This is a genomic window from Roseibium litorale (genome assembly GCF_014842915.1).
In the GTDB taxonomy this organism is placed as follows: domain Bacteria; phylum Pseudomonadota; class Alphaproteobacteria; order Rhizobiales; family Stappiaceae; genus Roseibium; species Roseibium litorale.
The window spans coordinates 218,664-242,600 of the sequence record NZ_JACYXI010000001.1; the positions used below are offsets into that span (position 1 = coordinate 218,664).

Here is a 23,937-nt window from a genome sequence, read left to right on the forward strand (position 1 = left end):
GATATGTGAGTGGTGTTGAACCATTGGGAAACAAAATTTTGGCGTGTGACCTGTGATCTATTCCGGCAAAGGCTCTAGACGCGGCCAACGACACTTCTGTGGTGTGTCAGTAGCAACCGCACAATATCAGCACAATCCAGTCGGCTTTTGATACCGCGCATACCTCACCTATGCTGCCCTAGTGTCCAACATTCCCTGACTTGAGAGCTTGCCAGTCCGATGCCCTTGCCAGAAACGCAAAACTGCTACTGACCACCTCAATCGATCAAGTTTAGCTGTCCTAAACTTTTTTCACCCCGACCCCGTCCTTGAGAGCCGTTCGCTCGCGATCTCATAATAGGCTTCTTCCCGTTCGCAGCCGACAAAGCGCCGGCCGGAACGAAGGGCGGCAACTCCGGTCGTTCCAGATCCTGCAAAAGGATCCAGGATCGTCCCTTTCGGACAGACCTGAACCAGCGCGTCCATGAGCGGCATCGGCTTTCCCGTGGTGTGGAGCTTTGGCCCGCCTGCCATGACGCCGCACCGGATCACGCCTGGATAAGTCGGCCCTTCCTTGTCGTGCCAAGCGCCTTTTGATCCCCACAAAATGAACTCTGCTTGCTGACGGAACCGCCCCTTTGACGGGCGGCAGGCTTCCGTCTTGTCCCACGGCACGCAACCGCGATAGGTGAAGCCAGCCGCCTGGACAGCGTTTATCATCACGGACAATTGCCGCCAGTCGATGAAGACAAGAAACGGGGATCCAGGCTTCAGAACCCGATGGGCTTCGGTAAGCCAAAGAGTGGACCACAGCAGGTAGGAATATTGATCCCGGTTCTCGCCTGAGAACTCGGGGTATTTCGTTGGGTTGCTGAGGTATTTGGCATTCGCGCTATCGGCTGTTCGAGTGCCAACGTGCAAACCGCCTGAGCTGTAGGGCGGGTCGGTCACCAGGGCATCGAATTGCTCGGCGGATTGATCACGCAGCCAGATAAGCGCGTCTTGCTGGAACAGTTGCCAGGACATGGTCTTCTCCAGATTTAATTCGCTCATTGACCGGACGGGTCGGGGCGATCGGAGAAGGGCTCTTTCGGTTCTATGACCAATGGCCTCAGGGAATTCATGGTGCCGCAACGGGGGCACTTGATGTCTACCGGCCCAACTATCGCTCGGTCGGCGGCCTTCAGCAAGAGCCTGCGGCAACTTGCACATCTGATTTCGAACATATCAACCTTGAAGAGAATCGCAGACACTCGGCTGGCTCGCGCGAGCAGCGGGTGCGGCGGTTATCTTCGTGCGACTGCCGGGCGGGTTCTTGGTTTGGCGACTTCGGCCCGCCGTCCGGATTTTCGGGTCCGGACCGCCCGTTTCGCTTACGCCCCCGGCACCACCGGCAAAAAGTAATGCAGGGCAATCCTGACCTTGCCGCCGGTGAATGCCTCAGTGTCTCCATGGGCCGTGATCCGGACGGGCGTATCCGCATAGAAGGCCTGGGGGCCAATGACACCGGCGTTCGAGGCACCAACCGTGATGCCGAGATAGCCGCCGAACTTCTCCAGCTCTCCGGAGATCCCGACGTGATATTGCCAGACACCGGTGACCGCGGCTGTCGTGCGGGAACTCACCCCGAAGAGAACAGACCGATCCGGGATGACGATCGAGCTTTCAACAAAGGCCCCGGCCAGGGTCAGCTCTTCCTCCACCGTACAGATCCGGCTTTGAGCACCTGAGGCCGTTCGGGATAGAACCGCGACTTCGGACAGCAGAGCGCCATAATCCTTCCAGCCCGCGGCTGTGTAGACCGCCAGGGTGCCTTCGTCGGCCACATAGGCGAGCATGCCCAGCACTGGCGGATAAAAGGCCCAGGCCCCGTCAGCATAGGAGGCAATCTTGCCGCCCTGCCCCACGAAGGTTCCGGTGCCGCCCGCTCCGACCAGATAGCAGTCTCCCTCAGTCGGGCTGCCCGGTGCAGCCGTGACATTGCGGTCCAGGAGCACCAGATGGGCCAGCGCATCAAGACGGGCCAAAGCCTCGTTGTGGGTGACTTCCTTCTGCGCCTGGCTTGCCGCCAGGAAGGGAAGCCCCAGCCGTGCCGTACTGGTCATAGAGATGCCTCCGCAGGAATGCCGCGCCCGATCGTGTCGGAGACTTGGTAGACGCGGACGTTGATCGAAGATTGCGCCGACCCGAAGTCAGCGGATTGATTGGCGGCGGAGTAGCTCCAGGAGGCTGAGGTCAGTCCCCTCACCGTCCGGACCACGGACCCACCGTTGAGGATTTCAAGGTCATAGACCTCCGCCGCTTCCACGAGCGGCACATCTGAGCCGTCCTGCCAGCTGCCGGTGCGCCGTGCCCGCCGGATCCAGGTGATCGAGAGATCCCCGGCAGCATTCCGGTTGCCCCGCAGATGCGCCGGCGCGAAGGGTTTCAAGGCCACCGCAGAAAACGTGTTTGAGAGGTCTTTAAAGCTGCTGTCAGTCGATAAGGCCGGAACCGGTCCATAGCGCCAGGTGCGCATCACGCCCCGGTCGGAAAGCGGCACATCCGCCTGGATCAGGGCACCGTCCAGCAGCACCACCCGGCTGCCGGCGGCAACCGGATTGCGCATGGCATGTTCAGTACCCCGCCGCCCGCGCAAAAGGTTGGAGAGCTGCCATGTCCGCACACCCACAAGCTCGGCCCGGGCAAATTGCAGGATCTCCCAGCCGCCGTCTCCATTGCGGATGGCAAGGGCATTCTGGCCGCCCTCCAGCAGATCCTCTTCGCTCACCGAGGACAACGTCCCATAGGCCAGCTTGACGGTGAACGGGTTGGCCCTGTCAAAGCGGAACGGCGTCCCGGCATGAAGATCCGTTGTCGTCAGGCCCAGGGTTGCCGGTGCGATCACGCTGCCCACATCCCGGCTGCCCTCAACCACCCGGACACCCGCCCAGGGGCTGGCCGCCGCCGCCAGCCAGGGCCGGTGCTCAACCTGGCTCTCGGCAATCACCGGCAGATCCAGAACCTCCAGTATGGCAGCGCCATAGCTCGGCACGGGCGTAGGCGCGACCGGACGCGAGGTTCCCCGCTGGATCGAATAGACGGATCGCTCGACGGCCACCGCCTCGCATTGCCGGGCGCCGCCATCCACGATCCGGCTGAGGCGCAGATCCCGTTCCCGGCCACCAGCTGACAGCGTCAGCACATCACAAGGATCAAACCGGATCTGCGAGGGTGGCAGGGCAAAGCTCGCCTGCTCACGCCCCACCCAGCGCTCCAGCAGCCAGGCTTCTACCATGCCTTCGGCCTCAGCCGTTTCGATCACCGCTGGAGCGGACAGGCTCTCGATCCGCTCAGACGAGCCAGTCAGCCGACCGGCGCTGGAGGTTGTCTGCCGGTAGTCGCTCTCCGCGTCATAATAGGCAAGTGAAGCCCGCACCGGCAGATCCGTCTCCTGCGCCCTTGTCATCGACCAGTCTGCCCGGCTGCGGTCGATCACAGCCAGATCCTTCTCCAGGACCAGCCCCTTTGCAGGCCCTCCCCTTGGCACAAAGCGGATCAATCCGGCGCTTTCCACCGCATCAAAGCGGAACAGCTGGGACAAGGTCTCCAGCTGGGCACGGGGCGTTGTGATCGAGGACCGGTGCCAGCCGGTGACCACCCCCTGAAGCTCGGAGACATCGATCGCGGTAAAGCCGACGCTTGCACAGATATGGGCCACGAGCTCCGCCAGATCCGGCGCACCGAACTTGCCCTGCACCCAATGACCAAAGGCCCAGTTCTCCCCGTCCCCCCAGACGTCAGTCTGATAGGGCCAGGCCGGATAAGGTCTGGCATCCCAGCACCAGAGATAGGACCGGGAGAGATCCAGCATCCGGCCGCCATAAACACTTGAGACCGGGTTGTTGCCGTTTGCCGGATCCCAATAGCTCAGAAGCGCTTCGATCCCGCGGCGCTGGATCCCATCCGAGCGCTGACGGCTGGAGAAGTAGGGCCAGGCGCTTTCCGCCGACTTTGGATCGACAAAGACATTCGGCTGATTGGTGGCCTTGTCAACGGACGGAAAGCCATACTCTGTGAACCAGACCGGCTTGGACTGCGGCACCCACGCGGTGGCCGTCGCATTCTCCACCCCGCCCGGGCGGTCAAAATGGGCATTCAGCCACCAGTTCCGGAAGTCCTTTGCCCGGTAGACCCATGGCTTGCCATTGCCATCTGTGATCGGGGACCGGATCTGGCCTGCCCTGTTCCCGTCGCTGGCATAGTACCAGTCAAAGTCCTCGCCGCCCTCGATGTTGCTTTGAAGATAGGCCAGATCCTCAATCGAGGACCATCCGGCCTGTGCATCCAGGTGCGCAGAGCCATCGCGCCAATCGGAGAGCTTCATGTAGTTGTCGATGCCAATGGCGGTGATGCTTGGGCTCGCCCAAAGCGGATCCAGATGGAAGAAGAAGTCGCCCGAACCATCAGGCGCGGAATAGCCGCGGTACTCGGACCAGTCGGCCGCATAGGTCATGGCAACACTGCCGCCCAGAACCGACCGGCAATCGGCAGCCAGGGTCACAAGTTGTTCCACCGCCGGGAAGGAATTGGCTTCTCCTCGAACTGACGTCAGGCCTTTCAGTTCCGATGCAATCACAAAGCCGGACACCGAGCCTGCCTGAAGCGAGTTGAGGGCGGCGCAAAGCTTCGCATAGTGCAGCACCATCCGCCGCAAGGACCACTCAGTGGGGCCGCCATAAAGGGTCGACACCGCATGGGTCGCCGGGTTGATCGAGACACTGATCTGGCTTGCCGCAACCGTTCCGAACAGGGCATCCACCTGGGCCTTTGCGGTGGCAGTCTTGTCCACGCTGCCTGCCTGGCCAGGAGCCGGGTGGCAGGTGATCCGTCCCCGCCAGGGATGGGCGGGCTGCTCGCTTCCCCCATAGGGATCTGCCAGCCCATTGCCGGAGGGAATATCCATCAGAAGAAAAGGATAGAGCACCACATCCAGGCCACGGGCCTTCAGATCAAGAATGGCCTGGACAACCGTCTGATCAGGCGGCGTCCCACCATAGGCGGGCCGGTCCGGATCACCAGCCTCCCGCGAGACCAGATAGGCCATGTCCCGGGTCTGGCCATGCACGGACCAGATCAAGGGCTCATTGATCTTCTCCGGGCCGAACTCCGCACCTGGCCGGATCTGGCAAATCCCGCAGCGCAGATCAGACCCGAACCAGGCGACCACGAGCAGAACCGATTTTGCATTCGGACAGGTCCGTTCAAGATCATTGAGGGCAACCGACCAATCCGTGCCGCCAACCTGATTGTTGACGTTCTCGCTGACCGTCACCCCCTCGGCTTCGCTGGAGATCCTGCGCACGGCCTCAGTCGCATAAATCCATTCCCCGGCCCCGGGCATGACCACCATTCCCTGGACCTGATCCTCCACACTCTGCCCGACCCGCCGGAAGACTTCAAATTCGAGCTGGGGAATGCGGTTGCCAAATCCTTCAAGGGCGAGGCCTTCAAACACCACATAGGCGGTGCCGCGATAGGCGGGCGCTGCCCCTTCCTTCGTCTCGATCAATGGATCAGGCTGCTGATCCTGAGTGCCTGGATGTAGCCGGTAAGTGATCCCGCTCAGATCCAGCAGCTTGCCATCGGCCCAGACCCTGCCAATCCCGGTAATTGCCCCCTCGCACAGGCCGACCGCGAAGTTCGCAAAATACTGGTAGGTCGTGGTCGAGACTTTCTGCTTGCCGCCCCCCTTCCCCCCCACGGTCTGAGTGGTGGTGGACACCTCCATTCTGAGCCGCGTTGCCCAGATCACCTGCCCGGCAATACGCACCCTGCCGAAAACTTCCGGCACAGCCGCGCCCTCAGTGGAGGTCTGCAAGCGCAGATCCGAGATCCGTGCTCCCTCAACAGATGTGCGCTGGCTTGGTGACAAGGCCGAAACGAGAAAGCTGTCCGCATAAGCTCCGGCAATAGTCGCAGCACCAGAGATCAAGGCCGAGGTAAAGGTCCCGGCGCCAATGGCACCGGAGAACGCCGTCGCAGCAGCCCCAAGCACAAGGGTCGCCATCACTCCGCTCCCGGAAATCGGAAGGCAAAGCGGATCTTGCGCCGCCAGCCTGGTACCAGTGCAACTTCAGCGACAGCCAGATGCTCGTGGGCGTGGATGAACCGTGGAGCGCTGTCAGTGATCGCAGTGGTCAGGATCGCGCAATGCTTGGCAGGAAGCCCCGGCTGGAAAGAAAAGAGCAGAACGTCGCCCGCGTCCGCCTGATCAACGGCAACCGGCTCCATATGACGGCTGGCCGCATCGCGTAGGGTCTCCTCGCGCTTGCGCTCTGCCCAGTCCCGCGTGTAGGGCGGCGGCACTTCTGGCTCATCGCCCATGATCTCGCGCCAGACGCCGCGCACCAGGCCAAGGCAATCACATCCAGCCCCCTTGCAGGCCGCCTGATGCACATAGGGTGTCCCGATCCAGCTGCGGGCTTCCAGAACAATCCGGCTGCGGAGGCTGGCGGTCATTGGAACAAGCTCCCGCCATCGTTCAGATCGTCCTTGTCCGCATAGCCGATGACAATCTCGTTGCCCGGCATATGAGGAAAGCCGCCGAAGTTGTCGCCATTGGCAAAGCGTTCCCGGCAGGTGGTCCAGGTCTTGTCGCAGCCCGCCTGCACGGTGAAGGCGTCCCCGGCCTCAATCACATCAGCCATCGGCAGAGCCAGCTCCAGCGTGATAGCTCCAGCCTCATTCAAATGGCGTTTAACTTCCATTTGAAGACCCGCATTGGCTCCGCCAGTCCAGGTCAGCAAACCACGCCGGAACAAACCGGCCCCGTTCCCGTCAAGGCCGGTGACCGTGAAGCTGCGGAAGTCAAAGGCCATGGCGACCACACCGGAAAAGGTCCACCCGGCCAGCGCCACCTGGCATTTTCCGTCTCCCAGCTCCCAGCCACAGGTCCGGTCGAACTGGCGGCCGTAGGTCTGGCCAAGACGATGAGAAAGCCCTCTCAACTCCGCAAGGAAGGACGACGGGCCTCTGGAGATCTCTCCGATATTGCCTTTGCGCAGCAGCAAACGGTTCTCCGGAGCTGTCCAATCCACCAGCCAGACTTCAACGGAGGCATCGTCCCAAAGCCCGCGGGCAATATCGTCTTCCTGGATAGAGGTTGAGGACAGAGCCCCTTCCACATCGAGGTTATCGACGGCAAGGCCCAGGCTGGACTCGATGGAAGTTGCGGTAAAACCGGTCGCAGCCTCAAAGGTCACCCCGGCAAAAGTGAGCGCCCGGTCGTGATCGGTAAAGCCGAACTGCTGGCCATCCCGCCGCTGAACCTTCCAGCATCGGGCGTGGGTCGTGGCGCGGCCATCAAGGGCTGCTTGCATGGCAGTGGGAATGGGTTTCATACGCGGACCTCCACAATCGGAATGGAGCGGATTTCTCCCAGGCGCTGAATGCGCAAAGTGGTCTGGAGGAGATCCGTATCGAAGCGGCAGGGAACGTCGAACTGGAACCCGGCTGTGACGTTGCCCGCCGCCGGCGCTGCGCTGAAGGTGATGAGGCCGCTTGAGGTATCAACCGACCAGCCGCCTGCCTGAACCACGCCCCCCACAGCCACCTGCACGGTTCCGGCGACAGGTTTGGAGATCACACGGGTCCAGGTTCGCGCTCCGGAACTGTAAGCCTTGACCAGCTGAAAGCCCGTCTTCACGCCATCAGCAGCCCCCAGAAACTGATCGGTCGCAGAGACCGTGCCGGAGGGCCTGCAAGACTTGAAGTCGGACCAGTCCTTGAAGCGGAACCCGCGCAATCGGCCTGACCGGGCCTCAAAGAACGCGACCACATCCGCAAGATCATCGGCGCTTCGGATACCGGACCCGACATCGTAGCTGCGGCGGCTATCTGACCAGGGCGTGTTGCGTTCTTCAAAGCCCGATGTCAGCTCAACAATTTCCGTGCGCCGCTCAGGGCCACCGCTTGCCCCTTGGGCAACGATCACCGGAAACTGGACCTCATCGAAGTCTGCCATGTCCCTAGACCCCGCGCTGACCGCGGGCCGTCAGCCGCGCAAATTCGCTTGCGATCTGGGTTCGGGATGCTCTGAAGCTCTGTGCATCCTGTGTGGTGATGTTGATGATGACGCCGCCTGATCCGTTCTGCGTCTCTTCCCTTGTGGGCCAGCTGCCGGCCGAACCTCCTGCAACACGGCCGCCACCGGATCCGGGCAGGCTCATGGCGCTGGTTGTCGCAACACCGCCGGACACCAACCCTCCTGTTCGATAGCCCTGGAGCGCACCCTTGCGGATGGCTTCCAGAACGGGAACGCCAATGGCGCGCACCGAACGGGCATCGAAGACATATTCATTGCGATGCACGAACCCGGCAATGTCATTGTCGTTGCCTGTAGCTGTTGCACCGCCGGTATTGTAAAGCCCGAAGGTTGCGGCATTGAGCGCCGAGGACAGCCCAATGCTCGTGCCTCCAAGGAGGCCGGACACCAACCCACCGGAGGAAGACAGGGTCGGAAGGCTGGTGCCTAGGAGCGCATTCTTCAGCGGATTGACTGCTCCCAGCATCAGGACAAGCTGGGATAGGTTCGAAATTATCGATTGAATGGCCCCGGCAAGATCACCGTTTGAAAGCTTGTCGACCAGCGCATCGATCGCGCTTTCTCCCGCCGATTGCACGGTCTCCCAGGCCTGCCGGTTCTGATCGAGGGTCAGACTGCTTTCAGTGATCGCCTGCGCATTGTCGCGGATGGTCTGCGCCTCCGCACCAAGCGCATCAATCCCCAGGTTCCGGATCCGGATCTCAGCCTCAAGGGTCGCAAGCGCCCGGGCTCTCGCTGCGTCCCCTGCCCCGATCAGCTGGGTTTCAAGCTTCAGCCGGGCAAGTTCCTCATCCTGGCCTTCAATGAAATCCCGTGTCCGCTCCTCAGTGCGGTCCGTCTTTCCCGCGGACTTTTTCTGCCCGCGGCCAAGTTCTGCCGCCAGCCGCTCCTTTGCGGCCTGTTCTTCAAAGATCGAAAAGGCAGCTCCAACACGCCCATTGGCAGCCGTGGAAACAGAACCGATTGCACTGGCGGCCGCATCCACCCCGCGCAATGCAGCCTCGACCTCGTTCAAGCGCTTGACGAGATCAAAAAGACCGGTGTCTGCGGTTCGAGCCTCGGCGATGATCGTTCGGATTGCAGCTTCGCTTTCCGTATCGGGCGCGGTCCTGGCCAACTCAACCAGCCGGGCAATCAGCTGATCCGCTCCGGTCTCAGCATTCACGAACTCATTTGATGCGGCTCTCAGCTCTCCCTGAAACTCCCGAAAGAGTGCCGCATCTGCCGTCAGAGGTTCGGCCAAAGCCGTCAATGCATTAGCTTCAAGGTTCAGGCTGCGCTGAACACTGGTCTCGATCTCGGAAATCAGCTTGAGCAAGGTTTCCCGGCGCTGTTCCAGCTGGTCGGTATCCAGTGTGATCGTTGTCCGGGTTGGCGAGCGGTCCAGAAGATCAAGGGCCAGCTTCACGTCCTTGTAGCGATCCGCCATTTGCTGGATCAGCTCATTCTGGTTCTCCAGCGCATCCTCGGCCGTCTCGTCATTGGCGACAGCCCGATACAACGCCGAAGCTGCTGCCGCCGTTCCAGCAAGCCCAACCAGAGCAAGGTTGATCGGGTTCAGGAAGCCAATCAATCCCTGTTTCAGAATTCCAATGGCACCGCCGATTGTGTTGACGCCCTTGGATCCAAGCATGAACTGAACCTGGCTGCCTTGCTGCAGGATGGCGGTGAAGATCGATTGTCCCGATGCAATCTGGATGCCCGCATCCGCAAACTGCTGGCCCAGAATGTTGACCTCACTGGCGGCAAGCTTGCTGGAAGACCCCAGTTGCCCCAGCACCTGCGCCGACCCGGCAAGGGCAGCCTGTTGTACGCGATAGACACCTGTTGCCTGCGCCGTCGCGCTCGCCGCCTCTTGGGCGCTGATGGCTCCAACTTTATGAGCCTCGGCGATTTCCTTGACGCTGGCCTCGTAGCGCCTTTGCAAGGCATAGAGCGGATTAAACTTCGCCCGCAGATCATCCAGCTGGGTTCCATAGGCCTCGATGTCCCTGGCACGATCGGATGCCGACGAGCCGGAACCGATCCCTAATTGCGCATCGAGCGCCTGCGAGAGCCTGGCTCCGGTTTTCTCAGCTTCATTGCTCACGAGCCGCAAATGGCTCTGGGCTGCCCGTGCGCCCCGTTCCACGCCGCTTGCATCCAGGCTCGCCAGCATCTTCAACTGCAAGGTCATGAAGGCTCCCCATTCAGGATAGGCAGTGCCTCTGCCTCCAGGATGCGCAGATCTGAAAGCAGTCTTGCCCAGGCCCGCCGGCTGCGGCCTTGCACAACGGCTTTGGCGGCGGAGTAATCCAGCCCGAGAAACGCCAGACCTCCCGGGCCACTGACCACCCGCCACTGGGTTTCCAGCAGCAGGAAAATCGAAACCGCCCGCCAGTTGCAGCGCCAAACTTCAAAACAGTCTGCATGGCTGATTTCAGCTTCAGGGACGGCAACGCCCAGGGCCGCAAAGTCTCTGGCCGTTCCATCATCAAGTGACAAAGCGCATTGCGGATCGGAAAGGCCGCGCCGGGCGAACGCCCAGGCCCGGGCAGCCGACATCAGTTTTTTACCCGTGCCGCCTGTCCGCTGCTGGCTTCAAGATAGGCGGTGTAAAGCGCCAGGCGCACATGGGCATAGTCGAGACACCGGTCACGGGCTTCCGGGGTAAAGCTGGCTTCCCCGCCCTCCTCATCTTCAACCCCGCGCCAGCCGATCCAGACCTCCTTGAGAACCGCATGGCCTTTCGCGCCTTCACCATCCAGCGCAGCGAGCCGGTCGCCGCCGATCATCAGGAACCGGGCCTCAAAGGACTGATCCATGATCTGGCCGGATTTCTCCGGATCGGGCAGCCTCACCGTTACGGGCCACCAGAATGCATAGGTGTCTGACAGTCGGAACTGCATAGCTGTCTCCTGTTCCCAAAACAGAGCTACTTGATGGTGATGGCCAGCTCGTCGTCACCGCTGTCTGGCACGAACATCAGGGGCAGCGAGTAATTGAGGATATTCTGGCTCTGCCCCTGGCTTGGCCGGCCGATCTGTACCTTGGGAGCGTCCAGCTGGACGATATGACCTGCTGCCGTCCCGTGAACCACCTGCAGCGCACCGAAGGTCTTTGCCTGCGCCACCTCGAACCAATTGATCGTTGCCATGGACTTGGCTTCGACAACGGCAGCGCCAGTGCTCTGCCGGTCGGTCAGCTGCATGCGCTCATCACCGATCAGAAACCGCGGCTCGATCTGGACACCAAGGTCGATGGAAACGCTCTCTGCTATCCGCGGTGCTCCATGCAAGGACAGGCTTGTCTTGGCCTTGGACACAGGCTCAGGTTTCTGGAAGGCCGTGAATGTTGCCGCTGGCAACGCCTGGTCGGAAATCGAGCCAAGAAGGCCCATGATCCGGAAGCGGAACCGGGGGATCTGACGGGGAGCAAACTCCAGCTGGAACGTGCCCCGGCAGCCAAGAGCCACATGGCGCACACCATCCTGGTTGAAATAGATCGAGACGGCTTCCTCACCGGCAGACACAGGTTCATAGACCACCGAAACGCCTGCCGTGATCGTCTCCGAAAGACCGCAAGCACGCAGCAATGCGCCATAGCCCGGAACCGTTCCCGCAGCCCCTGCGCCGGCGCATTCGACAGCGAACTCCAGTTGCAGGTAATTGCCGGTCAGCTCAATGCCCTGGTGTCCCAGGTAAGGCAGAAGCAGATCCCGGGACACGTCTTCACCTGCCATAGGCGTCAGGGTGACATCCGTCAGCTGGATCGCATTGGCAGCGACTGGCACGCTGTCCGTGCCATAGACCGTTTCGATCTTCGCAAGGCAGGCGAGTTTCTTGAACTTGCGCATGGCTATTTGCCCTTTCTTGCGGCGTGATTGCTTGCCTGTTTGCGGGGTTGCGCTTGCGGGGCTTCATCTGACTGGCTCTGCCCGCCGTTGCCGGGATCTCGCGAATTCAGACCAGCCTCTGCCGCATCCAGAACACGCTCACCCGTTTCCGGGTCGCGGATGTAGCGGCCGCCCAGGCGGGCTTGATAGGTCTCATCCTTTGGGTTCATCACGCCTGCTCCTCGATGTACTGGGGAGCGGAAAAGACATCCTCCCACCAGACCTCTCCGCCGGAGGCCTTGACCAGCGCGCCGCTGATGTGGGTAACCGGCTCGTCACACCCATCCGGAACAAACCCGAGCAGCCGTCCCCTCGCATGGGCCTTCAGGGTCTCGATATCGGTCACGGCCCCAGCATTGCCCGCCAGACTGGTCACCCTGATCAGAACGGCGACATCCGTTTCCACCCTCTGGAACACTGGCCCATTCAGTCGCTCATTGTCCCCGGAGGCATCTTCCCGGACCATCACGAAGGCGGCTGGGCTGGCTTTGGCCTTCTTGTCCAGGTTGGCAAACTCATAGGAGCCCGCCACTTGCCGGAACAGGCTTCCGGCCGCAGATAGCCGTGCCTGAAAGCTTGCGACCAGGCTCATTGCAGACCCTCCCCGAAATGCTCTTCAATGATCCCGAGGATCTTGGCCCGAACCGCATCGGAAAAGCCGAGATAGGGCCGGGCCGGAATGGTGATGGTTCGAGCCCCGTAGGTGACCGGCTTTTCGAAGGCCCGCTTGTGCGCTTTTCTGGCGAACAGGATGCGGCCTTCGACCTTGCGGAACCTGACCTTCCGGCTATGCGGATATTGCTCGATCACACCGCCTTCCTGATGAATGCGGGCATAGGCCAGATTTGTACCCACTTCGGCAAAGCCTTCTCCACTATGGCCTTGAATGGAGCTGTAGAGCCGGTTTGTGTCGCGCAGCAGCTTCGGTGTCACAGGCGTTTCATCGTCGGCTTTCCGCCGCTTGCGCCTGGCGCGAGACGCAGCTGTCCGCTTGCTCATCCGCTGCCAGGACTGCCCAGCCGGATCTGTTTCGGTTTCAAACCGGCGCTGAACGTCGAAAAGCATCGCGCCCTCGATGTCTGCCATCATCGGAGCCGTATCTCCGCCCTTGGCAGCCACCTTGTCCAAAGCAGCCTGGATAGCCTCGTCGGCAATGGAAAGGCCGGTGACATTCATCTCACCACCCCTTCATACTGCTGCGGGTGAACTGCCGGTCCGGCCCCTCCGCCAGCACAACACCGGATCCGGACTGCGCCGGCGCAAGCCCCGCCGCATCCAGCTTGACGGTGCCCTTGGCAACGCTGACCAGCCAGGCAAGAGCCTCCTCATGGTTGCGTGTAACGGCACTGTCCTTTTCGGCCTGATTGCCCCAAAGATGATAGCGGGCAAGTTCGCAACAGATCCGGGTCAGAGCTTGCGGCACAACGGACAGCGGCAGGGCGTAACGTCCGCCGAGATAGCTGTCGATGGTGGCCGAGGCATCGCCCAGGACCGAAGCAACGACAGCGGTATCCACCGTGCTGGCTGGCACATTGGCGCGATCGGTCAGCTGAACAAGCTCGTCCGCACCATACCGGTCCGTCATGTCCTGTTGCGTCGCGTATGGCATGGGTCAGTGCCTCGATGCGTTACGGGTGGCCGCTCAGATCTCGACGACCACCAGATCGGGATCGGCCTTCAGCTGCTCGATCTCCTTGGCCGTGAAGGTTCCCTCGGGATGATCGGTCGCCTCAAACGAATGGCGCACGCCGGCGCGGCGGATACCGCCCTCCCGCTTGGCCGAGATCCGCAGACCACCAGCACGCTCGCCCGCCTTGGCCTTGGAAGCACCGGCCTTTTCTTTCGCATCGTCCTTGCCCGTTTCCGGGATCTTGGGAGTGGTCATCTTGGGTCTCCACTTGATCTTTAAAAGGTGTTTGAAACGGTCGGTCAGAACCGCTTGAAACACCCGCCGCGACAGCTGCGCGGCAGGGGTAGAATTGAAGGGCCGCTCGGCTGGCGGCCTTATGCCAGCCAGGGAACGACAAGCACTTCGGCGGTACCGGCCCAGGGGTTCGTCTCGCCGCCGTTGATCAGAACGCTGCGAACGATCTGGTTTGCGGCCTTTTCCAGGGAAGGCGGCACGACGAGCAGGCGGGGATTGATCGCCAGGGGCTTGCCGAAGTCAGCCTTGAGGCTGCCAAGGCCGACACGGGCCACTTCATAATTGGCCGCATTCAGCGTCTGCTTGGATCCCCAGGCCATTTGCCAAAAGCCGAAGCCTGCTTCTGCACGCCCATCCAGGCCATAGATGAACTGCTTCTTCATGAAGACGTTGGTGTCGTCTTCCTTGTCCATCCGGATCAGCTTGTTCGGCGTCTTGCGGTCCTGGAAGATCAGCGGCTTCAGCGGCCGGGAGACATCCATAAGGAACCAGGCCGTCCCGCTCCCGCCATCCGTATTGGCGACGGAAGTCTCGTTGCCGTCCTTGTCCAGAACAGGGTGATCGGTGTCGAAGAAATTCTGGCCGTCGTAGCACTTGGTGGTGAACCCAGCCATCAGGAGAGGCCAGATCAGGTCATCCGGGAAGGTCGTGGACGACATGCCGAGATCGCGGAACATGGGCGTATAGATGCCAAGGTTGTCGTCCTCGAAGTCGTCGCGGTCGACTTCGACCGTCAACTCGAACGGCTTGTTCTTGATCGAGTAGCCGTGCTTGGCCAGAGAGTTGATGACACGGTCGCCGATCCATTCCCGGAAGCGTGGGAACTTGCCGAGCCAGCCGTATTCGTTCTCCTTGGTGCTCGAAGGGACCGTGGTCGCCACCCGGCTTGCCATGCTGGTGGCCTCAAGCAGACCGCTTTGGAAGGCGGCATTGAAACCGACATAGGCGGTTTGCAGATTAGCGCTGTTGATGTCCATGGAGGTGCCCCCGGTTAGCGGAAGTCGACCCAGACGCCCTGGGCGTCCACGTCAAAGATGTTGCCCGCAACGGACCGGGTGCCGGTGCCATCGGTCAGGGCGACCGTCTGGTCATCTACGCCGTAGCAAGGCTTGCCGATGTCGGCGAGTGTGATGAGATCGGCGGCTGGCGAGTTGTTGAAGCGGTAGATCCCCGCTCCTGTCTTGCAGGTCTGGTCGCCGTCCGCGCCGGTGGAATTGTCCACCCGTTCCTCAGCCCGGCCGATGCCGCGAAGACCTGTGGCCGTTGCCATGGGCACCAGCAGATCACTGGCATTCACGGCGACCAAAGACCCGGCGTAGATCTTGGTGGCGCCCTTCACGGGCAAGTCCCGGCGGTCGCCGGACCGTTCCGGCGTGCGCCGGTCTGTTGTGAGCGCGCTCATGCCTCAAGCTCCTTCTTGGAGGCAAGAAAAGCCTCCGTGGTAAGGCCCATCTGCTTGCAGATCAGTGCTTCGCCGGCACTGAGAGCAGCAGCGTCGGTGCCAGGCTTGCCCGCATCCGTGCCGAGCTGCGCCTTGGTCAGCGATGGTGCGCCGGTGGCGAAGGCTTCAAAGGACGCAAAATCCTTTGCTGCCAGTGCCAATCCCCAGTCGCGCATTGCGGGAGACAAACGGCCTTCCTTGATCGCGGTATCGACCGCAGCTTCGGCTCTATCCTTGCCAATGCCTTCCTTGAGCGCCTTGAGATCCGCCTGCATGGCGGCAACGGCTTCAATCGGCACATACTTGGCCGGATCCGGAAAGTCCGGGCGGTCCTGGGATGCGGACTTCAGGGCCGCAACACCAGCGGTGAGCGCGGTCAGGTCGCTCAGCACCACTCCGTCAACACCGGCAGCCGCGGCAACTGCCGAAACGCTGGTCTTGAGCTGGGCGATAGCGGCAAGGGCAGCCGCTTCCCCGTCCCCGGGCTTGAGGCCCAGAGCTTCCAGGATCTTGTCCATGGCTTTGCCTTCATGATTGTTGAGAGTGAGAATGCCTTGCCCGGCAGACGCCGCGATGGCGTCCAGGTCCAACGCAGGGGCATTGACAAGGGCCGCATTGCGCAGGAGCACGACCCGGCCAGTGTCTTTTTCCGGATAGAACAGCGGAGAGAGATATCGGTATTCACCGGCCTTGATGGCCTGCCGGGCGGCTGCGGTCCATTCGACCTTGCCCCAGATACCGTCTTCCCGAACCTCAAAGGCCTTCACCCACCCGGCAGCTCGGGCGGTTCCGCCGGCGGGAGCCGCTGAAAGGATCTGATGATCATAGTCGATCATCATTTCCGTGCCGCCGAGATAGGCCTTGGCACGGTCGACAATGATCTGCATGTCGCCTGTGCCGCCAGCATGAAACGGACCGCGCCCGTCCCGGGCAGTAAAGGTGCCGGCCGGCAGCAACTTGTTCCAGCTACCCATGTCCTCGCCGGCGCTCTCAATTGCAACCACCGGGGCAGCATCGAAAGCGTGAGGCTTCAAACCGCCGATGTCCACTGCGCAGGTGGTGGCGGCAAGGGAACCGGAGAAGGGTGAGGTGCGATGTGTCATGCGGCCAGAATGCCAAAGCGCAAACGACCGTTTCAGACGCGGGGGTAAGCGGGGGCGGCTCTTTTTCTGAGGCCGTCCACCGCTGTCAGGTCAACATGACTGGGGGAAACTCACCCGATCCTGCAACAGCACTCGATCAAAGGCAAATGACTTCGCCGTTAAAGGGGGTTTAAAGGGGGCAGAAGCGCTGCGAACGATTTTCGCGGCTCATGATGCGCCGGAGGTGTCCTGACGCGTCCCAGGGGCTTTGGATCTTTGCTTCTCGGTAGCATCGAAAAGCGCTCTCATCTTCATCTCTGCTTTCATGGCCAACCACCGGACCAGCACTGGCACGAAATAGAAAGTTGCCACGGCAGCGAAGAGCAATCCTCCTCCGATACCCCATGACAATTTGAAGAAGGCAAAAACGCAGGCGATCAGGAAGATGACCCCGACACCATTGCCCAGCGCATGAGTGAAGAGTGCAGCCTTGAAAAGCCGCCGTGCTGCTTGATGCGTCATGTGAGCCCTCAATGGTCACAGAGAGATCTGAAAGGAAACGCCCAGAACGCTGGCTTGACCATAATATTGAAACCCAAACCACGTCTCCGAAAAACTGCGGATGGGTCTCGATCCGGCGACTAAGCCGGAACCGGGAACTGCGTCTGTGGCCTCGCTGACAACCTGGCCACTGTCGCCCGGTGTCCCGCTTGCCCGGGATTGTAATCCCAGCCCGGATCGATCCCGACCGGCACCTGGCGGATCTCCCCGGTGCGCTGGTTTTCCCATGTGCGGCTGGCGATTGCCGGCGGCTCGAAGACCAGCGCCTCCCCCGCTGCAAGCAGTTCGTCCACTTCGCTCTGGCTGAGCTGCTGCAGGGTGCAGCGGCAGTTCCAGCCGTTGGGCGGCGCCCAGGTGGCCCAGAAGGGATGATCGACCGGCAGAACCAGATTGTGCAGCTTCTGATGCTCTGGCCGGGTCAGACCGTCCTGAATGGCCACATAACGCAGGAAGGGCCGCGCTGCCTTGCCCCGCTCAAACCGCGTCCAATGGCCTGCCGCATAAGAGACCCGCATATTGGCGTCGAAGATCGTCCGCAGCCGGCGCATCGACCCAAGCCTGACTTTCACCGGGTCACCGGTCAGCGGATCCTCCTGGATAGCTTCACCCCACCAGCCCTTGCGGACGAGCATGGGACGAAGCTGCCGGGAAAAGCTCTCGAAGGTTTCGCCCTTGCTCAAGGCCTGCAGCAGCGCTGACCAGATATCGGTCAGAATGTCATGGCCGGTGGACTTCGCGACTGTGAACATGGCCGCGTGATCTTCTGCATAAACATCCAGCCAGGAGAACGACGGGTCAAGCCGCTGGCCGCGGGTCTCAAGGGCAGCTATTGCGTCCTTCGGCGCAAGCGGCGTGAACGCATATGGCGGGGCCATCAGTGAAGGCCCTCATCCGCCTCACCGGAAATCCTGGCCGCAAAACTTGCCCGGGCCAGCATGTCAGCCAACTTGGTCACGCCTAGACTATCCAGCCGCCGTTCCATGATGGCGCGGGCTTCGTCCAGGTTGGCAGCACCAGCCAGCTCGTCTTCCAGCCCGTCGATCACCGGTTCCACCAGAGGCCGCCAGCCGTCATCCAGAAGAGTGTCAATTGCCCGGTCGATACCATCGGGTTCAGCTGCAGAAGGACTGGATCGGAAGGCCTGTGCCTTCGCCGGGGGAACCGGCTCCCTGTGCTGTTCCTTCCCAGTAGCAGTCGGTTCCGGATCCGCTTGGGGAGCAGCCTCCGGCTTTTGGGCGGCCAACACCTCTTCCCCTTCATCCGGATCTGGCAGGCCAAGCTTGTCTCTCATGGTTGCCATGCCGACCTTGAGACCCAGAGGCACCAGCTTGACCACATTGTCGACCAGCTTGTCCGTGTCTTCCTCTTCAACCCGTCCAATCTTTATGCGGGGGAACTTGCTTCTCTTGCCCCTGTTGAGTTCGATCAGGGGACGGGTCAGATCCCGATTGAGGGTCGCCGCAAGCTGCCGGGCATCTGCATCCTCAATGTCGCCGCGCACTTCATTGTGCACGGAGGCCGTTGCATAGCCGCCTTTGGTGGCGTCCGTGGTCTCCGTCTGTCCAAGGACAAGCTTGGAGACTTGCCGGTCGAGCCAATCAGCACGGCGCTCATAAAGATCATGGCTGCCACTGAGCTGTGCCTGGATCAGCTCCACGACCATGCTGTCCGGCATGACCGCGGCAAAGTCGGTGCCGATGGACCTCACCGCCCGCATCAAGGTCGCCTTGTCGTCTTCGCTGGCCCCCTGCCCATATTTGCCAACACGCACAGGCTGGCCATAAGCTTCCGCAAAGATGGCCCAATCCTGAATGGTGAAGGCCTTGAAGCAGAAGCTCCAGGCAGCTGCCCGCGCCAGACCGCCCCGGATTGGAAGCCCGCTCTTGATCTTGGGGAAGTGGGTAATCCAACCATAGGGCTTCAGCGGTTCGTCCCCGTCCGGGCCGCGCAAGAGCAGGGTTTCCCCGTCCTTGTCATCAAACCGGAACCAGCGCGGATCCTGCCACTTGAACCGCTGCGGCCGCCATTGGCCTTCGGACGTGTCCCAAAGGATCTCGGTTGCCGAAAACCCTTTTCCTACGGCATCAAGAACATCAAACAGTTCATCCTGGAAGGCATCACGCTCAATGACTTCGCGGACTAGATCCGCATCGCCGACATCCTCGGCCTTTTCCGAGACCGCCTCTACTGTGATCTGAAGATTGGACACCTGACGCTTGCGTGTGCTCAGCACTGACGCGTAGTGCTCATTCCGCTCTTCCATGTCTTCAGCCAGGGCCAGATAACGCTCCGGATCCCCGTCCACGCTTTCGCGCAAAATGGCTGCCAGTCCCGGAGGCGTCAGGCCGGCGGCCGGGTGCATGGTGTTGCGCCCGCGCGTTTCAAACACACGTGCCCCACCCTGCTCGGCTTTCAAGGCAGGAACGCTCACCGGGCGGCCGTATTGATCAAGCAATGCCATCAGTAAGGCCCTCTGCTTCTGAGTGAGCCCAGCCGAAACCGGGCGCTGTCCTGATCCGGTCCCTCTTCCGCCCGGCTCCTGGCCGGGGGAACCGGGGTGTACCCGAATTCGCGCCACTGCATGCGGCTGGCAAAGTGAGCCAGGGCAAGCGAGATGGCATAGTCGCCATGGCGCTTCTTGCCTTTGGTGCCCTCCCGCAAGGCCGGAACCCGGGGCACGCCCCGAACTTCCTTGACCGCCCGCAGGTCACTCAGATGTTCCGCATCTGCGGCGATCAGCAGGGTGTCATCTTCGAAGGCGGCTTTGAGGGGCGGCATTTCAAGCCGGTACCAGGTTTCGGAAAAGTGGATCGGCATGACGATCCCTGCGCCTTGCGGATCCTCCCTGAGGCCGAACAGCCGGCCCATGTCCTCGGCCACCGTCCACCCCATACCGGTGGCATCAAAGGCCGCCCCTACCAAGCGGCTTTGAACATGCTTTAAAACCCTGCGCGTGATTTCCTTCTGCTCTTCACCAGGCACATTGCGCAGCTCGAAACTCAGCCGCTCCAGCCGCTTCAAATCCTTCTCGATGGAAAGCAGCGTGCCCACCGTCAGATCAGCAACCCGGGCAAAGTCGAAGCCGAAGGCATAAAGCACATCCAAAGGCAGAGCCTTCAGAACCTCCTCCAGCTCCTCGTAGAACGGCGCCATCAGGACCGCCTGTTCCAGCCGGGTCTTGTGCAGGTAGTCCACGGGCAGCTCCAGGCGCAACACCGGCGCCTGCGCCTTCATGCGGGCCTCGATCAAGGGCGCTGCCAACCAGGCACCTGATCCCATGGATGGAATGCAGAACAGTTCCTCGTCTGCGCCATCGGCATAGAAGTCGATAATGTCCTGGCGGAATTCTGCCTCGTCTTCAGGAGACCAATCCCGGCCTTGCACAAGGCATATGCGCTGATAGAGCCCATCCTTCAGGGCCTCGTCCAGATCGACATGCATATGAGCGTAAGGCAGCCGGCCGGCCAAAATGTCCTGGATCTGAACGTTGAATTCGTTCTCGGCTCCGTCATGGGTGGAGCAGACAACCACCTGCCCGCCCCACATCAGGAAGGCCATGGCGGCCTTGAGCAGCTCCTTCAGATTGTCGACGAATGCGGCTTCATCGATGATGACCATGCCCTGCTTACCACGCAGCGAGCGAGGGGCTGAGGAAAGCGCCAGGATCTCAAAGCCGGAAGCAAAGCGAATGCGGAACGCGGCGATCTGGCGGGTTTCATCGGGCTGGTTCGGGTCAGTGTCCTCGAACAGGAATTCGTCCAGGTCGAGCGCAACCATGGCGAAGGCCCGCGCCCACATGGCGCAGGCGTCAATAAACTCCCGGGTCATCTCCTGGCTGTAGGAGATATACATGGCATCCATGCCACCTGCCTTGCGCTCCCGCCCGGCCTTCAGCACGGCGGCTGCCGCAAGCCCCCAGGTCATCCCGATCCGGCGGGACTTCTCGATAAAGAGAGCCCGCGTCGAGACGCTGTCCAGCAACCCCACTGCCTGGGCCTGGTAGCCGAGAAGCACCTCCGGGAGATCCAGACCAGCAATGTTCTCGATTGAGGCGACGCTGGCGCGGCGGATCTCTGCCCATTGCTCTTTTGTCAGAGGCGCGCTCATTTGGCCTCCGGACGCTGAACCCCAAGAATACGGGATTTGATTTCCTCAACCGTTTCCGCAGTGAAGCCTTTGACCTTCGTCACCCTGTCGATGACCTTGGCGGCCTGTTCTGCGGCTTGCTGTTCCACCTTCTGGCGCCGCTGGGTCGAGACCCCTTGCGCTTGCGCTGCAGCGCGCAGTGCATTGGCAAGGCTCATGGCCTCCTTCGGTGCCATGCCGCTTTCCCCCGCATCGGTTAGCAGTTCGAAACACAGTGTCTTGATCGCCTCGGCCGCGATCAGGGTCAGATCGTCGGAGGCTTCCGCATCGAACTTCTCTGCGATGGTGCCTGCAATTGCCCTTGTGTCCTCCAGGCGGCGGGTCAGATGGGCAAGCTTTAAACTGTAGCGGTTGAAAGCGGAGAAGGACGGAATGGCGAACTCCAGTTCGCCGCGATGCTCCTTCTGAAGCGCTTCCAGTTTCCCGGTGAACTCCCGGTAGATCTCGGTCTGGGTCTTGTCCCGGTCGCGTAGCTCGTTTGCCGCCCAGGCGATAATGCCGTCGCATTCTTCTGGCAGCTGCTCAATGGCGCTTAGCCGCCCCCGCCCCTTGCGCCTGCTCATGTCAGACCTCCGGCGACGGACGCAACACGCCCTCGATGACGGACCGGCTTTCCACATGATCCAGCCCGGCCCGGGTCAAGGTGGCGACGAACACGGATCCCGCCTGAGCCAATTGCACTGCGCCCAGTTCTTCAAGCTTTCGCAGCTGGGTCCGGCACATGTCCCGGCTGACCCGATGGCCGAAACTCTCCAGAACGGCGGTGAGGATGGTCTCGTTCAGCCGGTAGTCCAGCTCCCTGGACAGTTCCCGTAGGATGATCAGGCGCTGATCTTCGTTCACCCGCTCACGGTAGCTCATCAGCGCCCCCCGTCCTTCATGAGATGATCTTCCACACGGCGCACGGTGCGCGAAATCCCGTTGAGGCTTTCGTCCAGGCGCCCAACCGTGCCACGCAGTTCCGCCAAAGCCAACTTGAGTTCCATGACGTCTTCTTTCGCAGGCAGGTGCTGAAGTTCGCTCTCAGCGGCCTGGATGCGCCGGTCGTGATCGGTAAGCTTTGCGTCCACGGTTTTCAACCGCTCTTCGTTGACCTTGGCCTTGCCCGTGAGCCAGCTGTAAATGATCGCCCCGATGGCAAGGGCCGTATTGGCCAGGGTTGCCCAGTCCTTCAGCCCGTCGATCATCATTTCACCGCCTTGAACATGGCCGCTGCCGTGCCGGTGTAGAAAAGCCAGCGCACCATATCTCCCGCCCACTCATTGAGCGGTTCGGGCAGTGCTGCGACATTCCAGGAAAACAGAAAGAGACTGTCGGCGATCACCGCCGTCCACCAGATGGCAAGCGGTACGACAAAGAGCGAAATCAGGAACCAGAAAAAGGCATTGCCAAGCTTGGCCTTATTGAGATCCGCCATGATGCGGGTTTCGTCCACGGCAGCTTTTACGAGCTCCCGCTGAACCTCAAAACGGGCGCGAGCATCACCACTGGCGACCAGCGCCTTGCGCTGCATGTAGTCGAGCACCTTGTCGACGGTGCCGCCGGTCAGCATCTTGACGAGGAGAGACAGGAGAAAGCTCATCCGACGTGCCTCCAGCTCTTGGCATCGTCCAGCCGTGCCGCCTTGATCTTCCGGCTGAGATACCAGACACCGGCGCACAGGCAGATGAGCAGCAGCCACTTGTTGTTCCCGGCAAAGCGGAGGACTGGCTCGGTCACAGCAGAGATACGGGCAATCAGATCCGGCAGCAGGCCAAGATGGTCGAGCGTTTCAGAGAGCGCCCCGCCGCCCTCTTTCAGGCTGTCCAGGGTTTCGGCAACGATCCCGCCCGCGCCGGTGGTGACGACGACTTTCTCGATTGTATCCGTGGTCTTGACCGTCCGGCTGCCGGTTTCTCTCAGATCCTTGACCGTCATATTTTCACGGGTTCCGCCCGGCTGATCCGGGACCGGTACGGCCACTTCAAGGGCCTGTTCCGTTTCTGGGCCGACCACACCGTCGATGGCAATCCCGTGGTCTGCCTGGAAGGCAACCACCTGGCGCCGGGTGGCAGGCCCGAAGTCCCCATCCGGCCGCACATGATAGCCGAGCGCCACAAGCCGCTCCTGCAGCGCCTTGACCCGATAGCCACTTGAGCCGATCCGAAGCGATCCCGGCAGAGCGCTATCACCTTCAAACGGCTTGGCAGTATTCGCCTCATAGGCCTGGATCATCAGGCGCGCGTAAGTCTCGACCTGTCCGGATCCATTGTAGCGGCGGGCAATCGCCCGGAAATCCTTTTGCCGCAGCGCCTCCGCCAGGCCTGAGCGCTCCAGGAAGGCAAAGAAGCCTTCGATCTGCGCGCTTTCCCGGCAGGCAAAGGCCTGCACCATGTCATACACGGAAGAGAAGCCGCAGATCTTGTGATTGAACCCCATGATCTGGGGACCACCGTAAGAGGAGGACCGGAGGGCCGCCGTCTCATCCAGCCGCCCCATCGCCTCAAGCCGGTCCCACCTGGCGTCTGAACCGGCTTTGCCGAGCCCCTTGTAATTGGACTTTGCCCAGCTTTTGGCGGCAAGACCAAGGGCAACCGCCTTGGTCCGGAGCGCCTTCGGCAGCTCACGCCAGAAGACGTGCTTTTCGGTCAGGATGATCAGGCGGCCTTCCTGATCAAAGGGCACGCCCTTGCTCTCCACGTCCAGAATGGCGGCAAGCACAGCAGCTTCGCAGCCGATCTTTGCGGCGAGTTCGTCGAGGAGAGTATCCGGGCGGGCAAGCCGCTCGCCGTGGGTGGCGCGGATGTGTGAGATGAAGTCGCTCATGGGGCCGCCAGCGTCGGAAATGTTGCTGGCAGTCTGTCC

The 23,937-nt window shown here is 61.4% G+C and carries 28 protein-coding genes; all 28 read right to left on the reverse strand.

All coding sequences use genetic code 11. The features are described from left to right. Nucleotides 1-291: 291 nt before the first annotated feature. Nucleotides 292-1,005: a DNA-methyltransferase gene (locus tag IG616_RS01145; RefSeq protein ID WP_192145622.1), complete on the reverse strand. Its 714-nt coding sequence runs from the start codon at nt 1,003-1,005 to the stop codon at nt 292-294. Nucleotides 1,006-1,028: 23 nt separating this feature from the next. Further along, nucleotides 1,029-1,205: a Com family DNA-binding transcriptional regulator gene (locus IG616_RS23405; RefSeq protein ID WP_192146633.1), complete on the reverse strand. Its 177-nt coding sequence runs from the start codon at nt 1,203-1,205 to the stop codon at nt 1,029-1,031. A 147-nt stretch (nt 1,206-1,352) separates the two neighbouring features. Next, on the reverse strand, nt 1,353-2,084 hold the full coding sequence (locus IG616_RS01155) for a DUF2793 domain-containing protein (RefSeq protein ID WP_192145624.1): 732 nt from the start codon (nt 2,082-2,084) through the stop codon (nt 1,353-1,355). Then, nucleotides 2,081-6,028: a baseplate multidomain protein megatron gene (locus IG616_RS01160; RefSeq protein ID WP_192145626.1), complete on the reverse strand. Its 3,948-nt coding sequence runs from the start codon at nt 6,026-6,028 to the stop codon at nt 2,081-2,083. The genes IG616_RS01155 and IG616_RS01160 overlap by 4 nt, the downstream gene beginning before the upstream one ends. Continuing rightward, nucleotides 6,028-6,480 carry a C40 family peptidase gene (locus tag IG616_RS01165; protein WP_192145629.1) on the reverse strand — a complete coding sequence of 151 codons (453 nt, stop codon included), beginning with the start codon at nt 6,478-6,480 and terminating at the stop codon, nt 6,028-6,030. Before IG616_RS01165 ends, IG616_RS01160 begins: the two co-directional genes overlap by 1 nt. Next, entirely contained in the window at nt 6,477-7,361 is an 885-nt protein-coding gene (locus IG616_RS01170; RefSeq protein ID WP_192145630.1) for a DUF2163 domain-containing protein, read from the reverse strand. Before IG616_RS01170 ends, IG616_RS01165 begins: the two co-directional genes overlap by 4 nt. Further along, entirely contained in the window at nt 7,358-7,984 is a 627-nt protein-coding gene (locus IG616_RS01175; RefSeq protein WP_192145632.1) for a DUF2460 domain-containing protein, read from the reverse strand. The genes IG616_RS01170 and IG616_RS01175 overlap by 4 nt, the downstream gene beginning before the upstream one ends. 4 nt (nt 7,985-7,988) lie before the next feature. Next, nucleotides 7,989-10,241, reverse strand: coding sequence for a phage tail length tape measure family protein (locus IG616_RS01180; protein ID WP_192145634.1), 2,253 nt, complete (start codon nt 10,239-10,241; stop codon nt 7,989-7,991). After that, nucleotides 10,238-10,609 (reverse strand): DUF1799 domain-containing protein, encoded by a 372-nt coding sequence (locus tag IG616_RS01185; protein ID WP_192145636.1) that lies wholly within the window; start codon nt 10,607-10,609, stop codon nt 10,238-10,240. The genes IG616_RS01180 and IG616_RS01185 overlap by 4 nt, the downstream gene beginning before the upstream one ends. After that, nucleotides 10,609-10,953, reverse strand: a complete 345-nt coding sequence (locus IG616_RS01190) for a hypothetical protein (RefSeq protein WP_192145638.1) — start codon at nt 10,951-10,953, stop codon at nt 10,609-10,611. The genes IG616_RS01185 and IG616_RS01190 overlap by 1 nt, the downstream gene beginning before the upstream one ends. Before the next feature lie 26 nt (nt 10,954-10,979). Then, nucleotides 10,980-11,900 carry a phage tail tube protein gene (locus tag IG616_RS01195; RefSeq protein ID WP_209007217.1) on the reverse strand — a complete coding sequence of 307 codons (921 nt, stop codon included), beginning with the start codon at nt 11,898-11,900 and terminating at the stop codon, nt 10,980-10,982. A 2-nt stretch (nt 11,901-11,902) separates the two neighbouring features. Next, nucleotides 11,903-12,109: a hypothetical protein gene (locus IG616_RS01200; RefSeq protein WP_192145640.1), complete on the reverse strand. Its 207-nt coding sequence runs from the start codon at nt 12,107-12,109 to the stop codon at nt 11,903-11,905. Continuing rightward, nucleotides 12,109-12,531: a phage tail terminator protein gene (locus IG616_RS01205; protein WP_192145642.1), complete on the reverse strand. Its 423-nt coding sequence runs from the start codon at nt 12,529-12,531 to the stop codon at nt 12,109-12,111. The genes IG616_RS01200 and IG616_RS01205 overlap by 1 nt, the downstream gene beginning before the upstream one ends. Further along, entirely contained in the window at nt 12,528-13,115 is a 588-nt protein-coding gene (locus tag IG616_RS01210) for a phage virion morphogenesis protein (RefSeq protein ID WP_192145644.1), read from the reverse strand. Before IG616_RS01210 ends, IG616_RS01205 begins: the two co-directional genes overlap by 4 nt. A gap of 1 nt (nt 13,116) precedes the next feature. After that, on the reverse strand, nt 13,117-13,548 hold the full coding sequence (locus tag IG616_RS01215) for a gp436 family protein (RefSeq protein ID WP_192145646.1): 432 nt from the start codon (nt 13,546-13,548) through the stop codon (nt 13,117-13,119). Nucleotides 13,549-13,581: 33 nt separating this feature from the next. Beyond that, nucleotides 13,582-13,824, reverse strand: a complete 243-nt coding sequence (locus IG616_RS01220) for an HI1506-related protein (protein ID WP_192145648.1) — start codon at nt 13,822-13,824, stop codon at nt 13,582-13,584. Between the two features lie 119 nt (nt 13,825-13,943). After that, on the reverse strand, nt 13,944-14,840 hold the full coding sequence (locus tag IG616_RS01225) for a Mu-like prophage major head subunit gpT family protein (protein WP_192145650.1): 897 nt from the start codon (nt 14,838-14,840) through the stop codon (nt 13,944-13,946). A gap of 14 nt (nt 14,841-14,854) precedes the next feature. Beyond that, entirely contained in the window at nt 14,855-15,265 is a 411-nt protein-coding gene (locus IG616_RS01230) for a hypothetical protein (RefSeq protein WP_192145652.1), read from the reverse strand. Further along, nucleotides 15,262-16,407, reverse strand: a complete 1,146-nt coding sequence (locus tag IG616_RS01235; protein ID WP_192145654.1) for a phage protease — start codon at nt 16,405-16,407, stop codon at nt 15,262-15,264. Before IG616_RS01235 ends, IG616_RS01230 begins: the two co-directional genes overlap by 4 nt. Nucleotides 16,408-16,614: 207 nt before the next feature. Next, nucleotides 16,615-16,908: a hypothetical protein gene (locus IG616_RS01240; RefSeq protein WP_192145655.1), complete on the reverse strand. Its 294-nt coding sequence runs from the start codon at nt 16,906-16,908 to the stop codon at nt 16,615-16,617. Nucleotides 16,909-17,027: 119 nt separating this feature from the next. Continuing rightward, on the reverse strand, nt 17,028-17,822 hold the full coding sequence (locus tag IG616_RS01245) for a phage head morphogenesis protein (RefSeq protein WP_192145656.1): 795 nt from the start codon (nt 17,820-17,822) through the stop codon (nt 17,028-17,030). Next, nucleotides 17,822-19,408: a DUF935 domain-containing protein gene (locus tag IG616_RS01250; protein WP_246476063.1), complete on the reverse strand. Its 1,587-nt coding sequence runs from the start codon at nt 19,406-19,408 to the stop codon at nt 17,822-17,824. Before IG616_RS01250 ends, IG616_RS01245 begins: the two co-directional genes overlap by 1 nt. Next, nucleotides 19,408-21,054 (reverse strand): terminase large subunit domain-containing protein, encoded by a 1,647-nt coding sequence (locus tag IG616_RS01255; protein WP_192145657.1) that lies wholly within the window; start codon nt 21,052-21,054, stop codon nt 19,408-19,410. Before IG616_RS01255 ends, IG616_RS01250 begins: the two co-directional genes overlap by 1 nt. Further along, nucleotides 21,051-21,656, reverse strand: coding sequence for a DUF3486 family protein (locus IG616_RS01260; protein WP_192145658.1), 606 nt, complete (start codon nt 21,654-21,656; stop codon nt 21,051-21,053). The genes IG616_RS01255 and IG616_RS01260 overlap by 4 nt, the downstream gene beginning before the upstream one ends. A gap of 1 nt (nt 21,657) precedes the next feature. Continuing rightward, a complete protein-coding gene (locus IG616_RS01265; RefSeq protein ID WP_192145660.1) occupies nt 21,658-21,954 on the reverse strand; it encodes a VpaChn25_0724 family phage protein in 297 nt (98 codons plus the stop codon). Beyond that, nucleotides 21,954-22,283, reverse strand: coding sequence for a DUF2730 family protein (locus tag IG616_RS01270; protein ID WP_192145662.1), 330 nt, complete (start codon nt 22,281-22,283; stop codon nt 21,954-21,956). The genes IG616_RS01265 and IG616_RS01270 overlap by 1 nt, the downstream gene beginning before the upstream one ends. Continuing rightward, nucleotides 22,280-22,675: a hypothetical protein gene (locus tag IG616_RS01275; RefSeq protein ID WP_192145664.1), complete on the reverse strand. Its 396-nt coding sequence runs from the start codon at nt 22,673-22,675 to the stop codon at nt 22,280-22,282. Before IG616_RS01275 ends, IG616_RS01270 begins: the two co-directional genes overlap by 4 nt. Beyond that, nucleotides 22,672-23,898 (reverse strand): N-acetylmuramidase domain-containing protein, encoded by a 1,227-nt coding sequence (locus IG616_RS01280; protein ID WP_192145666.1) that lies wholly within the window; start codon nt 23,896-23,898, stop codon nt 22,672-22,674. Before IG616_RS01280 ends, IG616_RS01275 begins: the two co-directional genes overlap by 4 nt. Nucleotides 23,899-23,937 lie beyond the last annotated feature (39 nt).

Excerpts from the sequence above, each read along its gene's own strand:
- IG616_RS01260 (WP_192145658.1), bottom strand. The coding sequence starts at position 21,656 with ATGAGCAGGCGCAAGGGGCGGGGGCGGCTAAGCGCCATTGAGCAGCTG.
- IG616_RS01200 (WP_192145640.1), bottom strand. The coding sequence starts at position 12,109 with ATGAACCCAAAGGATGAGACCTATCAAGCCCGCCTGGGCGGCCGCTAC.
- IG616_RS01205 (WP_192145642.1), bottom strand. The coding sequence starts at position 12,531 with ATGAGCCTGGTCGCAAGCTTTCAGGCACGGCTATCTGCGGCCGGAAGC.
- IG616_RS01195 (WP_209007217.1), bottom strand. The coding sequence starts at position 11,900 with ATGCGCAAGTTCAAGAAACTCGCCTGCCTTGCGAAGATCGAAACGGTC.
- IG616_RS01215 (WP_192145646.1), bottom strand. The coding sequence starts at position 13,548 with ATGCCATACGCGACGCAACAGGACATGACGGACCGGTATGGTGCGGAC.
- IG616_RS01210 (WP_192145644.1), bottom strand. The coding sequence starts at position 13,115 with ATGAATGTCACCGGCCTTTCCATTGCCGACGAGGCTATCCAGGCTGCT.
- IG616_RS01180 (WP_192145634.1), bottom strand. The coding sequence starts at position 10,241 with ATGACCTTGCAGTTGAAGATGCTGGCGAGCCTGGATGCAAGCGGCGTG.
- IG616_RS01145 (WP_192145622.1), bottom strand. The coding sequence starts at position 1,005 with ATGTCCTGGCAACTGTTCCAGCAAGACGCGCTTATCTGGCTGCGTGAT.
- IG616_RS01240 (WP_192145655.1), bottom strand. The coding sequence starts at position 16,908 with ATGACGCATCAAGCAGCACGGCGGCTTTTCAAGGCTGCACTCTTCACT.
- IG616_RS01230 (WP_192145652.1), bottom strand. The coding sequence starts at position 15,265 with ATGAGCGCGCTCACAACAGACCGGCGCACGCCGGAACGGTCCGGCGAC.
- IG616_RS01185 (WP_192145636.1), bottom strand. The coding sequence starts at position 10,609 with ATGTCGGCTGCCCGGGCCTGGGCGTTCGCCCGGCGCGGCCTTTCCGAT.
- IG616_RS01265 (WP_192145660.1), bottom strand. The coding sequence starts at position 21,954 with ATGAGCTACCGTGAGCGGGTGAACGAAGATCAGCGCCTGATCATCCTA.
- IG616_RS01270 (WP_192145662.1), bottom strand. The coding sequence starts at position 22,283 with ATGATGATCGACGGGCTGAAGGACTGGGCAACCCTGGCCAATACGGCC.
- IG616_RS01190 (WP_192145638.1), bottom strand. The coding sequence starts at position 10,953 with ATGCAGTTCCGACTGTCAGACACCTATGCATTCTGGTGGCCCGTAACG.
- IG616_RS01160 (WP_192145626.1), bottom strand. The coding sequence starts at position 6,028 with ATGGCGACCCTTGTGCTTGGGGCTGCTGCGACGGCGTTCTCCGGTGCC.
- IG616_RS01255 (WP_192145657.1), bottom strand. The coding sequence starts at position 21,054 with ATGAGCGCGCCTCTGACAAAAGAGCAATGGGCAGAGATCCGCCGCGCC.
- IG616_RS01165 (WP_192145629.1), bottom strand. The coding sequence starts at position 6,480 with ATGACCGCCAGCCTCCGCAGCCGGATTGTTCTGGAAGCCCGCAGCTGG.
- IG616_RS01280 (WP_192145666.1), bottom strand. The coding sequence starts at position 23,898 with ATGAGCGACTTCATCTCACACATCCGCGCCACCCACGGCGAGCGGCTT.
- IG616_RS01225 (WP_192145650.1), bottom strand. The coding sequence starts at position 14,840 with ATGGACATCAACAGCGCTAATCTGCAAACCGCCTATGTCGGTTTCAAT.
- IG616_RS01250 (WP_246476063.1), bottom strand. The coding sequence starts at position 19,408 with ATGGCATTGCTTGATCAATACGGCCGCCCGGTGAGCGTTCCTGCCTTG.
- IG616_RS01275 (WP_192145664.1), bottom strand. The coding sequence starts at position 22,675 with ATGAGCTTTCTCCTGTCTCTCCTCGTCAAGATGCTGACCGGCGGCACC.
- IG616_RS23405 (WP_192146633.1), bottom strand. The coding sequence starts at position 1,205 with ATGTTCGAAATCAGATGTGCAAGTTGCCGCAGGCTCTTGCTGAAGGCC.
- IG616_RS01220 (WP_192145648.1), bottom strand. The coding sequence starts at position 13,824 with ATGACCACTCCCAAGATCCCGGAAACGGGCAAGGACGATGCGAAAGAA.
- IG616_RS01170 (WP_192145630.1), bottom strand. The coding sequence starts at position 7,361 with ATGAAACCCATTCCCACTGCCATGCAAGCAGCCCTTGATGGCCGCGCC.
- IG616_RS01175 (WP_192145632.1), bottom strand. The coding sequence starts at position 7,984 with ATGGCAGACTTCGATGAGGTCCAGTTTCCGGTGATCGTTGCCCAAGGG.
- IG616_RS01155 (WP_192145624.1), bottom strand. The coding sequence starts at position 2,084 with ATGACCAGTACGGCACGGCTGGGGCTTCCCTTCCTGGCGGCAAGCCAG.
- IG616_RS01235 (WP_192145654.1), bottom strand. The coding sequence starts at position 16,407 with ATGACACATCGCACCTCACCCTTCTCCGGTTCCCTTGCCGCCACCACC.
- IG616_RS01245 (WP_192145656.1), bottom strand. The coding sequence starts at position 17,822 with ATGGCCCCGCCATATGCGTTCACGCCGCTTGCGCCGAAGGACGCAATA.